At 65.5% G+C, this 12,876-nt stretch carries 12 protein-coding genes; 4 read left to right on the forward strand and 8 right to left on the reverse strand.

Translation table 11 applies throughout. From position 1 onward, the window contains the following. Window positions 1-141: 141 nt before the first annotated feature. Genes mfd through ACW17Z_RS00900 form a run of 3 tightly spaced genes read right to left on the reverse strand, consistent with a single transcriptional unit; the run spans window position 142 to window position 4,621 of the window. Window positions 142-3,606, reverse strand: coding sequence for a transcription-repair coupling factor (gene mfd / locus ACW17Z_RS00890; protein ID WP_492057245.1), 3,465 nt, complete (start codon window positions 3,604-3,606; stop codon window positions 142-144). A gap of 9 nt (window positions 3,607-3,615) precedes the next feature. Then, on the reverse strand, window positions 3,616-3,909 hold the full coding sequence (locus tag ACW17Z_RS00895) for an FAD assembly factor SdhE (RefSeq protein WP_419316830.1): 294 nt from the start codon (window positions 3,907-3,909) through the stop codon (window positions 3,616-3,618). Between the two features lie 43 nt (window positions 3,910-3,952). Beyond that, window positions 3,953-4,621: a class I SAM-dependent methyltransferase gene (locus ACW17Z_RS00900; RefSeq protein ID WP_492057246.1), complete on the reverse strand. Its 669-nt coding sequence runs from the start codon at window positions 4,619-4,621 to the stop codon at window positions 3,953-3,955. A gap of 189 nt (window positions 4,622-4,810) precedes the next feature. On the opposite strand from ACW17Z_RS00900, the gene ACW17Z_RS00905 reads away from it, so the two are divergent. Together ACW17Z_RS00905 and ACW17Z_RS00910 are read left to right on the forward strand one after the other, a co-directional pair. Then, a complete protein-coding gene (locus ACW17Z_RS00905; RefSeq protein ID WP_492057247.1) occupies window positions 4,811-6,637 on the forward strand; it encodes a DEAD/DEAH box helicase in 1,827 nt (608 codons plus the stop codon). A gap of 128 nt (window positions 6,638-6,765) precedes the next feature. Further along, window positions 6,766-7,023 (forward strand): hypothetical protein, encoded by a 258-nt coding sequence (locus ACW17Z_RS00910; RefSeq protein WP_419316833.1) that lies wholly within the window; start codon window positions 6,766-6,768, stop codon window positions 7,021-7,023. A 25-nt stretch (window positions 7,024-7,048) separates the two neighbouring features. On the opposite strand, the gene ACW17Z_RS00915 is transcribed toward ACW17Z_RS00910, so the two are convergent. Next, on the reverse strand, window positions 7,049-8,506 hold the full coding sequence (locus ACW17Z_RS00915; protein WP_492057248.1) for a coniferyl aldehyde dehydrogenase: 1,458 nt from the start codon (window positions 8,504-8,506) through the stop codon (window positions 7,049-7,051). Window positions 8,507-8,691: 185 nt separating this feature from the next. Between ACW17Z_RS00915 and ACW17Z_RS00920 the strand changes: the two genes are divergently transcribed. Beyond that, entirely contained in the window at window positions 8,692-9,753 is a 1,062-nt protein-coding gene (locus ACW17Z_RS00920; RefSeq protein ID WP_419316835.1) for a GGDEF domain-containing protein, read from the forward strand. A gap of 138 nt (window positions 9,754-9,891) precedes the next feature. Next, window positions 9,892-10,695 carry an enoyl-CoA hydratase/isomerase gene (locus ACW17Z_RS00925; protein WP_419316836.1) on the forward strand — a complete coding sequence of 268 codons (804 nt, stop codon included), beginning with the start codon at window positions 9,892-9,894 and terminating at the stop codon, window positions 10,693-10,695. Here ACW17Z_RS00925 and ACW17Z_RS00930 read toward each other — a convergent pair. Genes ACW17Z_RS00930 through ACW17Z_RS00945 form a run of 4 tightly spaced genes read right to left on the reverse strand, consistent with a single transcriptional unit; the run spans window position 10,692 to window position 12,869 of the window. Then, complete coding sequence (locus tag ACW17Z_RS00930; protein WP_492057249.1) at window positions 10,692-11,087, reverse strand: DUF6165 family protein; 396 nt, start codon at window positions 11,085-11,087, stop codon at window positions 10,692-10,694. The genes ACW17Z_RS00925 and ACW17Z_RS00930 overlap by 4 nt on opposite strands. Continuing rightward, window positions 11,088-12,059, reverse strand: coding sequence for a glycosyltransferase family 9 protein (locus ACW17Z_RS00935; protein ID WP_492057250.1), 972 nt, complete (start codon window positions 12,057-12,059; stop codon window positions 11,088-11,090). A gap of 31 nt (window positions 12,060-12,090) precedes the next feature. Next, entirely contained in the window at window positions 12,091-12,498 is a 408-nt protein-coding gene (locus tag ACW17Z_RS00940) for a HesB/IscA family protein (protein WP_419316839.1), read from the reverse strand. 14 nt (window positions 12,499-12,512) lie between these two features. Further along, window positions 12,513-12,869: an SUF system Fe-S cluster assembly protein gene (locus ACW17Z_RS00945; protein ID WP_492057251.1), complete on the reverse strand. Its 357-nt coding sequence runs from the start codon at window positions 12,867-12,869 to the stop codon at window positions 12,513-12,515. Window positions 12,870-12,876: the final 7 nt, after the last annotated feature.

The raw sequence follows: 12,876 nt of genomic DNA on the forward strand, positions 1-12,876 counted from the left end.
TGGGCTCTGGAGTACTCGCCCCCTCCTGACCGCTGCGCGGTCTTCCTCCCCCGTAGGGGGAAGATGAGGTAGGCGCGCTTCATCTTCCCCCTACGGGGGAGGAGCGCCGCAGGCGCGGAGGGGGCAAGTGATCGCCCCGCCCTACTCCTTCGCGATCCGCGCCAGATGCCCGAGGATCTTCTCGGCCGCATCCAGGCGCTGGGCCGGGGTGTCCCATTCGCCCTTGATGACCACCTTCTGGTCGGGGCGGACCTTCCAGATCAGGCCGTTCTTGGCGACATACTGCATCAGCCCCAGCGGGTTGGCGTAGGTATCATTGCGGAAGCTGGCCACCGCGCCCTTGGGTCCGACGTCGATCTTGGCGACATTGGCTTCACGGCACAGGCCCTTGATGGCGACCACCTTGAGCAGGCTGTCGGTCTCGGGCGGCAGCGGGCCGAAGCGGTCGATCAGTTCGGCGGCCAGGGCTTCGCGGTCGGCGGACTTTTCGGCTTCCGACAGGCGGCGATAGAGTGACAGGCGGACATTGAGGTCGGGGACATACTCGTCCGGGATCATCACTGCGGCGCCGGTATTGATCTGCGGCGACCATCCGCGATCCTCCAGCAGGGCCTCGGCGCCCTGGCGCTGGCGTAGCTCGGCGACGGCGTCTTCCAGCATCTGCTGGTACAGCTCGACGCCGATTTCCTTGATATGACCGCTCTGCTCGTCGCCCAGCAGGTTGCCGCCGCCGCGCTGGTCCAGGTCATGGCTGGCCAGCTGGAAGCCGGCCCCCAGGCTGTCGAGCGATTGCAGCACCTGCAGGCGCTTCTCGGCCGACTGGGTGATGGTCTTCTCGTTGGGCGTGGTCAGATAGGCGTAGGCGCGGGCCTTGGACCGGCCGACGCGTCCCCGGATCTGATACAGCTGAGCCAGGCCGAACATGTCTGCCCGATGGACGATCAGGGTGTTGGCCGAAGGGATATCCAGGCCGCTCTCGACGATCGTGGTCGCAAGCAGCACGTCGTACTGGCCCTCATAGAAGGCCGTCATCACGTCTTCCAGCTGGGTCGGGGCCATCTGGCCGTGGCCGACCACATATTTGACCTCGGGCACCTGGGTGCGGAGGAACTTCTCGATCTCCTCCAGGTCCTTGATGCGCGGCACGACGTAGTAGGCCTGGCCGCCGCGATACTTCTCGCGCAGCAGGGCCTCGCGCAGGGTCACCGGGTCGAACGGGCTGATATAGGTGCGCACCGCCAGGCGATCGACCGGCGGTGTAGCGATGATCGACATTTCCCGAATGCCGCTCAGCGCCATCTGGAGGGTTCGAGGGATCGGCGTCGCGGTCAGGGTCAGCATGTGCACGTCGGCGCGAAGCTCTTTCAGCTTCTCCTTGTGCTTGACCCCGAAGTGCTGCTCCTCGTCGACGATCACCAGGCCCAGGTCCTTGAACGAGACCTGCTTGGACAGGATGGCGTGGGTGCCGACCACGATTTCCAGCTGGCCATTGGCCAGACCCTCGCGGGTCTCGGCGGCTTCCTTGCCGGTGACCAGGCGCGACAGGCGGGTGATCTTGATCGGCCAGCCCTGGAAGCGGTCCTTGAAGGTCTTGAAATGCTGGCGGGCCAGCAGCGTGGTCGGACAGACGATGGCCACCTGCTTGCCGCTCATCGCCACGACGAAGGCGGCGCGCAGGGCGACCTCAGTCTTGCCGAACCCGACGTCGCCGCAGATCAGCCTGTCCATAGGCTTGCCCGAGCCCAGATCGCCCAGCACATCGGCGATCGCCGACAGTTGATCGTCGGTTTCCTCGTAGGGGAAGCGGGCGCAGAACTCGTCGAACACACCTTGCGGCGCATCGGTCTCTTCCACCGACTTCAGCTGGCGCGCGGCGGCGATCTGGATCAGGCCCTCGGCCATGATCCGCAAACGTTCCTTGGCCTTGGACTTGCGACTCTGCCAGGCGGCCCCGCCCAGCTTGTCGAGCTGGACGTTCTCGCCGTCGGTCCCGTAGCGGGTCAGCAGGTCGATGTTCTCGACCGGCAGGTACAGTTTGCTGTCGCCGGCATACAGCAGGTCCAGGCAGTCGTGCGGCGCGCCCTGGACGTCCAGGGTTTTCAGGCCCTCATAGCGGCCGATGCCATGATCGATGTGAACGACCAGATCGCCCTGGGTCAGGGCGCTGGCCTCGGCCAGGAAGTTGGCGGCGCGGCGCTTCTTGCGCGGGCGTGCCAGACGGTCGCCCAGAATGTCGGTCTCGGAGATGACCGCCAGGTTCTCGGTCTCGAAGCCATGATCCAGCGGCAGGACGACCCGCTGCGGAACCTTGGGATCATTGGCCTTGGCCGCCTGCCAGTAGCCGGCATAGGTGATCTTCTTCAGGCCGTGGTCGGCCAGCATGGTCCCCAGGCGCTCGGACGAGCCCTCCGACCATGAGGCGAACAGCACGCGCTTGCCCTGGGCCGCTAGAGCACCGGCGTGGTCGGCTGTGGCTTCGAAGAGGTTCACGCTGTCCTGGGCGCGCTCAGCGGCGAAAACCCGACCAAGCTTGGCGCCCATGTCGATGACATCCAGCCCCTGGGGCTGGAACGGTGTGAACCGGCGATGAGGGCGGTCGTCCAGCGCCTGATCCCACTCGGCCGCCGTCAGATACAGCGCCTGAGGCTCGAGAGGGCGATAGGCAGATTTCCGGTCGGCGCTGGCGCGCGCGTCATAGGCGTCCGCGATCATCGCCAGCCGTTCGTCCCGCGCTTCAGAAGCCTGATGATCGACACCGACCAAGGCTCCATCGGGCAGATAGTCAAACAGCGTCGCCATCCGCTCGTAGAACAGCGGCAGCCAGTGCTCCAGTCCGGCCCGTCGGCCACCCTCGCTGACGGTGTTGTAGAGCGGATCATCGCCCGGCGCGCCGAACTTGGCGACATAGCCCCGCCGGAAACGCGAGATGCCGTCGGCGTCCAGCAGCGCCTCGCTGACCGGCAGGAGATCGATCTCCTTCAGCTGCTTGGTCGAGCGCTGGGTCTCGGGATCAAAGGCGCGGATGCTCTCCAGCGTGTCGCCGAACAGGTCCAGCCGCACGGGCTCCTCGGCGGCCGAGGGATAGACGTCGATGACGCCGCCCCGGATCGCGAACTCGCCCTTCTCCGACACAGTGGAGGCGCGGACATAGCCGTTGACCGCGAAATAGCGCTCCAGGTCCTTGATATCGACGCTGTTGCCGACCTTGGCCGAATAGCTGGCGCGCATCAGCACGCTCTTGTCAGGCACCCGCTGCAGCAGGGCCGGCGCGGCGATGACCAGGATGGCGGGTTTTGCCGAACCCAGACCCCGGGCCAGACGCGACAGGGTCGCCATGCGCTGGGCGGCGACGCCGGCCGAAGGCCCGACGCGGTCATAGGGCAGACAGTCCCACGACGGAAAGATCACCACCTCGATCTCGGGGGCGAAGAACTTCAGGGCGTCGGCGAAGGCGTTGGCCCGGGCCGTGTCGCGGGCGACGAAAGCCGTCAGGCCGCCGCGCGCACGCGCGATGTCGCCCATCACCAGGGCGTCGAAGCCCTCGGGCGCGCCGGCCAGGGTCAGGCCGCCGGCGGCCTTGGCGATCTGCTTGGCGTCGTAGGCCATGAAACTCTCTTAAGCGCCGTCGCCGATCGGGCGGACGGCATGGGCCTCAAAGCGGAACTCACGAATCATCGCCAGCACGTCCGTCTCGAACTCAGCGGGCGTGGCTTCCTGCCCGACGATCCAGGCGTAGATCTCGCGATCCGGATTTTCCAGAAGCGCCTCGAGCCTATCCAGCTGCGGTGGGGTCAGCTTGTGGCCATGGTTGTCCGCGAACGGCCCCAGAATGAGGTCCGCTTCCCGAAACCCGCGATGCCAGGCGCGGAAGCGAAGCCGCCGAAGGCGGGAGTCGTGATCAATGGTCATGTGCCCGGCGGATATAGAGCGCGCCAAGGGCGGGCGCCAGCACTCAGGACGGTTTGCGCCATTCCATGATCACGTACCAGGGCGCGCGATTGTAGCGTTCGGCCTTGGCTGGGTCGCCGCCCGTCGCGGCGGGCTCATCGAAATGGGTGAGGATCAGGCCTGAAGTCAGAAACCAGCGCATGTAGTCGTTGAGCGGCCTATGCCAGTTGCGGATTGAGATCCCGCGCCAACTTTCACGGCTGCTCCTCGTCTCCAGATAGCGGTCCATCGCAAAATGGGTCAGGTGTCCCAGCATATCGCGCTGCCAGCCGTCATGGACAGCGGCGGTCTTGAAGCTGGCCAGATTGGCGACCAGCAACGTCCCGCCAGGCTTAAGCACCCGCACCATCTCGGCTATGGCGGTCTGGGCGTCTTCGATATCGATCAGACTCAGATAGCTCACCACCAGGTCGAAGCTGGCGTCGGCGAACACCAGCGCTTCTGCGCGTCCCTCGACATAGACGCCGCCCGGGTCACGCGCTCGCGCTGCGTCGAGCAGCTCCTCGGTAGGATCCAGACCCGCCGTCTCGAAACCTTGCCCCCGCAAGATCCTGCAAAACCGCCCTTCCCCGCATCCGACATCGAGGGCTGTTCCCCGGACCAGCCCGGAAAGGCGCTCAGCCATGACTTTGTCGAGCACGTGCTGCCGGCCAAAGTCACCGTTGTCGCCCATGTCGGCAATCCAAGCTTTTGCGGAGCGCTTCCAGCCGCTTTCATCCATCTTGGTCTTGCCTCTCGGCGGCTTGCCATCATTGACTTTGCCTCGGTTCAGCCTATTTATCCCCAGCTTCGGAGCAGGTCAGGCGAATCCGCGCCGCCCGTTCGCCCAAACACGGGCGGCTCTGAATTCAGCCAGATTGATATGACAGAATTTTCCGAACTGGGGCTGTCGCCCACGACCCTCCAAGCGGTCGCAGACACCGGCTATACTACGGCCACTCCTATTCAGGCCGCAGCCATTCCGGTTGCACTCGCCGGGCAAGACGTTCTGGGTATCGCCCAGACGGGCACCGGCAAGACCGCCGCCTTCACCCTGCCGCTGATCGACAAGCTGATGAACGGCCGCGCCAAGGCGCGCATGCCGCGCGCTCTGGTCATCGCCCCGACCCGCGAACTGGCCGACCAGGTCGCCTCCAGCTTCGAAAAGTACGCCAAGGGCACCAAGCTCTCCTGGGCCCTGCTGATCGGCGGCGTGTCGTTCGGCGACCAGGAAAAGAAGCTGGATCGCGGCGTCGACGTGCTGATCGCCACCCCCGGCCGCCTGCTTGACCATTTCGAGCGCGGCAAGCTGCTGATGACCGGCGTGCAGTTCCTGGTCGTCGACGAAGCCGACCGCATGCTGGACATGGGCTTCATCCCGGACATCGAGCGCATCTTCAAGATGACGCCGCCCAAGAAGCAGACCCTGTTCTTCTCGGCGACCATGCCGCCGGAAATCACCCGCCTGACCAAACAGTTCCTGAAAGATCCCGTGCGGATCGAGGCGGCGCGTCCGGCCACGACCAACGAGAACATCACCCAGCTGCTGGTCAAGGTCCCCTCCTCCGATCCCAAGGCCAAGCGTCTGGCGCTGCGCGCGCTGATCGAGAAGGCCCAGATCGAAACCGGCATCGTGTTCTGCAATCGCAAGACCGAGGTCGATGTGGTGGCCAAGTCGCTGCGCTCGCACGGCTTTGACGCCGCCGCGATCCATGGCGACCTGGATCAGAGCCAGCGCATGAAGACCCTGGCGGCCTTCCGCGACGGTTCACTGAAGATCCTGGTGGCCTCCGACGTCGCCGCGCGCGGCCTGGACATCCCGGCCGTCAGCCACGTTTTCAACTATGACGTCCCGCACCACGCCGACGACTATGTGCACCGCATCGGTCGCACGGGCCGCGCCGGTCGCTCGGGCATCACCTACATGCTGGTCACCCCGGCCGACGACAAGGGCTTCGACAAGGTCATCAAGCTGATCGGTTCGACCCCGAACGAAGAAAAGCTCGACCTCGACTACTCGCAAGCTGTCACCGTCCATCGCGAGGGCGACAAGAAGCGTGGCGGACGTGGCGCGCCGGCCAGCCGCGATCGTGGCGGTGAACGCGAGCCGGGCGAACGCTCGGCCCGTGGCGGACGTGGCGCGCGCACCCGCGACGCCGAGGCCGCTCCGGTCGACGCCGCGACGCCCGTTGACGGTGTGGTTGATGCTACGCCGGTCGCACCTGTCGAAGCGCGCGAGGATCGCCCCGCCCGCACCCGTGGCGAGCGCAAGCCGCGTGAACGGGCTCCGCGCGCCGAGCGCCCGGAGCGCACCGCTGAGCTGGAAGTCATCGACGGCGTCGCCCCCGTTCAGGTCGAAGCGGACGTTGAAGTTGCAGCCGAAGTGCGCCCGGCGCGTGAACGCGGCCGTGATCGTGGTCGCGGCCGTGATCGTTCGGAACGCGGCCCGCGTCCTGAGCGCGTCGAAGCCGCCGCTCCGGTCGAGGCTGAAGCCGCGGCTCCGCGCGAACGCGGTCACGACCGGATCCGTCCCGAACGCGCCGCCGCGCCGGAACGCGAAGCTCGCCCCGCCTCGCCGGTGCGCGGCGTCCAGCCGGTGCGCGGCCGCGAAGACGATGACGACCGCCGCGTTGTGGGCTTTGGCTCCGACACCCCGGCCTTCCTGATGCGCGCTCCGCCGCGCCTGCCCAAGGTCCCTTCGGACGACTGATCGGACGGCGGCGCCAGCGCGTCGCCATTCGTCTGAAATGAGCGTAGGATGACGGCGTTCTCGGCCTTGGCCGAGGCGCCGCCCGCGCGGCGTCGTGGCCGATCCGAGCCCTCTCGGAGGTCTTTGGCATGCAAGCCGCAAACGACTCTGAAATCTCACCCGACCTGCTGGCGCATGAGCGCACCTATCATGCGTTCAACATGCTTCTGCGCTGGTCGATGCTCGGCCTGGCCACGGGTCTGACCAGCCTGACACTCTGGTTCGCGACGCCGATCGGCTTCATCGGCGGCCTGATCGTCGGGATCATCGTCTGGGTGGCGGGCTATTACGGTCTTGTCCGCCACGAGGCGCGACAGCCGCTGGATCCCTGGGCGATGGGGCGCTGAAGCCTTCCACCGCCCAGGTTCCGGGTTAGCGCTTGATCTGGCCGGCCAGATATTTGCGGATGCCTTCGCCATAGGGCGGACGCAGGCCCAGCATCGGCGCGATGTCCTTCTTCAGCTGCTGGAAGACCGCCTTGCGGTGGCTGAACTCCAGGAAGCCGTCATGCCCGTGATAGGCCCCCATGCCGGCCGGTCCGACGCCGCCGAAGGGCAGCTCTTCCTGGGCCACGTGGAAGATCACATCATTGACCGTGACGCCGCCGCTGGTGGTGCGCTCCAGAACCCGATCCTTCTCGGCCTCGTCGGTCCCGAACCAGTAGAGGGCCAGCGGACGGTCATGGGCGTTGATATAGTCCACCGCCTCCTCGACGCGCTGATAGGTCTTCACCGGCAGCAGCGGGCCAAAGATCTCCTCTTGCATCACCGCCATGTCATCGGTGGGATTGAGGATCAGGGTCGGGGCGATCTTGCGGTGAGGCTGTTGTGACAGATCCTCGCCGGCCGGATTGATCTCGACGATGGTCGCGCCCTTGGCCCGGGCGTCCTCGACATAGCCGGTGATGCGGTCGAAGTGACGCTGGGCGACCACGGCGGTGTAGTCGGGATTGTCCTTCAGGGTCGGGAAATAGCGGCCGACGGCGGCTTTGGCCTCGGCCACGAAGCTGTCGACCTGGTCAGCCGGCGCGAAGACATAGTCGGGCGCCAGGCAGATCTGACCGGCGTTCAGGGTCTTGCCGTTCATGATCCGGGCTGCGGCGGTGGCCATGTCGGCCCCGCGCGACAGGATCACCGGGCTCTTGCCGCCCAGTTCCAGGGTGACTGGCACCAGGTTGTCAGCCGCCGCGCGCATCACGTGGCGGGCCACCGATGTGGCGCCGGTGAAGACCAGATGGTCGAAGGCCAGGCCGGAGAAGGCCTGACCCGCCTCGGCGCCGCCGACGAAGACCGCAATCTCTTCCTCGGTGAAGGCCTTGGCGAACATCGCCTTCATCAGGTCCGACGTCGCCGGCGTGAACTCCGACGGCTTGATCATCGATCGATTGCCGGCGGCCAGGATCCCGGCCAGGGGCGCGAAGGTCAGGTTGACCGGGAAGTTCCAGGGGCTAATCACCCCGACCACGCCCTTGGGCTGGTACTGGATCCCCGCCTTGGCCCCGAACAGGCCGAGGATCGCCGGCGTTGTCTTGCGCTTCTGCGGCTTCATCCACTTGGTGAGATTGTCGCGCGCGAACTTCAGCGGCCCGATTGAGCCCGCCACATCGGTCAGGGAGGTGGCTTCCGGCGAACGAGACCCAAAATCGGTACTGACCGCTTTGGCGATCTCCGCCTGATGGCCGATCAAAAGATCGATGCAGCGGTTGAGACGTTCGATGCGCTGCTCGGCCGTCCAGGGCCCATCGCGCAAATGCGCCGCTTTCTGGCGCTCAAGCACGAGATTCATCGCGGCTTTATGGGTTTCGAGGGTCAAATTTGTCGGCGCGTTCATGGATGTGATCCTCCCGGCGGCCCGCTGAGGGCTCATCTTATCAGTGTTCACAATTAAGGTCGCAAAACGCAAGCGCAAGAGAACCTTGTTCGCTCTTAACGCCTCGTTTGAACTCTCAGAGCTAAAGTGGACATCCAAGCGATCGGCATTCTCGCTACGGGAACGTGCCGACGGGGGAAGAAAAGATGTCGGACGTCGAAACTACGCTGCGCGGCCCCGAGGCCTACAAGATCGCCAAGCGCGCTCTGGAGTTGATGGAACGCCATCAGGTGTGGCCCACCGCGCTGAATTTCGAACTCTGGACCCACTATGTCGCCGATCCCGAGGGCGCGCTGGCGCGGGAACTCACCCGACTGATTTCCCTTGGCGAGCCGCTTACCGAAATGGTCAGCGAGGAACTCGCCGCAGCCTATCTTCCCAAGGCCAAGCTGAATGAACAGATCCGCGACGCCGGCGACCTGCTGAGCAAGGAACTGGAATCGGTCTCCAAGGCGATCCAGAACGCACAGAAGACCAACGCAGCATTCGGCAAGCAACTGGACGGGGTTTCCAAGGATCTCGATGGCAGCGCCGATGTCGGCGCCATCAAGTCGGTCGTCACCAGCCTGGCCCAGGCCACCCGCCGTGTTCACAAGGAAAACCAGTCGCTGGAAGCGCGCCTGGCCGAATCGACCGCTGAGGTCGACCGCCTGCGCGAACACCTGGAGCAGGTACGCCGCGACGCCACGACCGACGGTCTGACCAACCTGGCCAACCGCAAGGCTTTCGACGAAGAATTGGACCGCGCCTGCTCGGAGGGCGACGAGGCTGGCACGAGCCTGTGCCTGGCTGTGCTCGACATCGATCATTTCAAGGGCTTCAACGACACTTGGGGTCACCAGACCGGCGACCAGGTCATTCGCTATGTTGCATCCGTCATCGGTCGGGTCGCCGCCATGCCGCGCTTCGCTGCGCGCTACGGCGGTGAAGAATTCGCGATGATCTTCCCCCGGGAGGCGTCGAGCATCGTCGCTGGCTGCCTGGAAGAGATCCGTGTGGAAGTTTCATCCCGCATGCTCAAGCGCCGCTCGACCAATGAGGACCTGGGCACGATCACCATCTCCTCGGGCTTCGCCGAACGGGCCAAGGACGAAAGCAGCCATTCCTTGATGGAACGCGCGGACGCCGCCCTGTACGCCTCCAAGCGCACCGGCCGCAACAAGGTCAGCTCGGCCGAAAGCAAGCCGGCTTCGGCCAACGCCGCCTAGGCTTTTGCCTCTTTGAAAACCGTCAGCGCCGCCGTTTTCGCGAACGGCGGCGTTTTCGTGTGAAAAACCCTCTGGCCTTCCCCGGGGTTAGTGGCGCCTAGCTGTCTTCCAAAGAGCGCCAAGCCCTGGGAGGACGCCATGGACTATCAAAAGATTCGCCTAACCGCCGAGGACGGCGTCGCGACCATTACCTTGGCCGATCCGACGACGCTGAACGCCGCCAGCATGGATCTGGCGCGCGAGATCACACATGCCCTTGGGGCGATCGCTCACGGCAAGATCGTGGCGCGCGCGCTGATCATCACCGGCGAAGGCCGCGGCTTCTGTTCGGGCGCGAATCTCTCGGGCGGCGGTCCCGCCGCTCGCGAACTCGATGTGGACGGCAAGCCGGACGCCGGTTCAGCGCTGGAAACCGTCTATAATCCGATGATGACCGCTCTGCGGGACTTCCCCTATCCGATCGTCACCGCCGTGAACGGCGCAGCCGCCGGCGTCGGCTGCTCGCTGGCCCTGATGGGCGACATGATCGTGGCCGGTGAAAGCGGCTACTTCCTGCAGGCCTTCCGTCGCATCGGCCTGGTGCCCGACGGCGGCTCGACCTATCTGCTGCCGCGACTGGTCGGCAAGGCGCGGGCCATGGAGATGATGCTGCTGGGCGACCGGATTTCGGCCGCCAAGGCCTTTGAGTGGGGTCTGGTCAATCGCTGCGTGCCCGATGGCGAACTCATCGCCACTGCCACGACCATCGCCAGGGAGCTGGCCAATGGCCCGGTGGCCCTTGGGGCGATCCGCAAGCTGGTCTGGGAGAGCCTTGACGCTGACTGGAACGGTCAGTTGCACGCCGAGCGCAAGGCCCAGAAGTTCGCTGGCAAGACCGAAGACTTCATCGAGGGCGTCAGCGCCTTCCTTCAGAAGCGCGCGGCGGCCTTCAAGGGGCGCTAACCGGCCAGATAGGGCTTGTAGCTCTTTTCTTCTACGATATCGGAACCAGCCGCCGCATTGATCGCCCTCTTGATCGCGGCGCGCTGGTCGTTCTCGATATAGACGCGGCGCGCCAGGGCCACGAAGTCGGGGCCAAAGTCCTGGCGACGCTCGCAATCACGCTTACCGTCCTCGACGTCCCAGAGGGCGGCGTTGACGGCCATCAGTTCAGCGGTCAGGCGCTCGATATCGGCGCTGGGCGGAATGTGCGACAGCGCGGTGGCCTCCAGCAACGCCAGCTCCTTGCGGACATTGGACTCCTTGGCCGGATCGCCGATGCGCTGGGCTTTCACGCGCAGGATGGTGATCTTGTCGATCAGTTCGCCGGCCGAGATGGGCGCGAGGATGGGCATTCAGGCGACTCCGGACATCAGACGCGCGAGGGCGCTCCAGACCGCGTTGAAGGGCAAGGCGGCCATGCCGTCTCCGTAGTCTTCCGCGACCAGTATCTCAAGCTTGGCGGCGGCCGGGCGAAACTTCACGGCCTTTCGGCCGTCCTTCTGTAGAGACAACAGCGGCGCGCCGCCGGCCGCCAGCATGTGGCCGGGGCCGGCGTCATTGGCCACGGCTGCGCTCAGCCGACTGGCCAGGGCGATGACCAGCAGCGGGCCCCTCACATGGGGATAGTCGTCGTGGCGATCCGATTCGGGGAATAACGCGGTCGGCGCCTCGCGCCGCGCCCTGGCAGCGTCGTCGGCTTCGTCGGGCCCGAAGAAGAACACGGGAACTGCGTCCTTCAGCGCGATCTCGCGCGCCAGCGCCAAATAGCGCTCCAGAGGCCAGCGCTTGTCCTGTCCGCCCGCTCCCGGGGCCAGGCCAACATAGGTCGAGCCGTCAGGCAGCAGGGCCTTGGCGGCCGCCAGGGCGTCGGGATGCGCCAGGATGATCGGCGTCGGCGCGCCCTGCCCGCTCGAGGCCAGAGCCAGCAACCTCGCGAGCCGGTCGGTGACCGCCACCGGCCAATCCCGGGTCCGCGCTTGTCGTGCGGCGGAGACGAAGACGCCCGCCGCACGACGGACCACGGCGCTGCGGCGCAGATTTTCCTGGGTGTCGATGACCAGATCGAACTGGCGGCCGCCGAACGGCTTCACCCACGGCAGGATGTCGAAGGCTCCGGCGCCCGTCGGGCCGTCAGTCAGAATCTCGTCGATATAGCCTTCGACGACGGCCTTCAGCGGTCCAGCATAGACGGTCTCGCCCTTGGCCGCGCACCAGCTGATCCGCGCGTCGGGAAAGGCGGCGCGCAGGCCGGCGATGAAGGGCAGCTTGATCAAGCCGTCGCCGATCACCTCGCCCATCGAATAGACCAAGATCGTTTTGACCATGGGCTGGATTAGGCCGTCGGCGTCTTCGGGGTCAATCTGCGGCTTCAACGGCCGGTTGGATTGTCACGCTCTCGCCGCAGCCGCAGGCGTCGGTTTCATTGGGATTGTTGAACACGAACTTCGACGACAGCTTGGTGGTCTCGTAGTCGATCTCGGTGCCGACCAGAAACAGCACCGCCTTGGGATCGATCAGGATGGTGACATCCTTGTCCTCGATCACCTCGTCCAGCGGGCTCTTCTCCAGGGCGTAGTCGAAGACGTATTCCGAGCCGGCGCAGCCACCGTTCTTCACACCGACGCGAAGGCCGGCATAGGGCTTGTCGGGCTCCTCAAGCGCTTTCCGGGCCATGATCTCCTTCACGCGCGCCGCTGCTGCGTCCGTCAGGGTGACGACCTTGGGGCGAGGGCGACGAAGGCGGGGCGTGAGGGCGGCTTCCATGGCGTTTTGACCGATCAGAACATGTTCAGTTGCAGCTTGGCCTCGTCGCTCATCCGCGACGGGTCCCAAGGCGGCTCGAAGACAAGGTCGACCGTGCAGGACTTCAGGCCGGGGATTTCCATCACCGCGTCCTTGACCCAGCCCGGCATTTCGCCGGCCACTGGGCAGCCCGGCGCGGTCAGGGTCATGTCGATGGCCACGTCCTTGTCGTCGCTGACATCGACCTTGTAGATCAGGCCCAGCTCATAGATGTCGACCGGGATCTCCGGGTCATAGACCGACTTCAGCTTCTCGATCAGCATATCGGTCAGCTTGGCCAGCTCTTCCTTGGGAAGGGCTGAGGCGGTCTCGGGAATGGCTGCGTCGGTCATGCGGGGC

It is taken from the genome of Caulobacter sp. GSs2 (assembly GCF_058680895.1).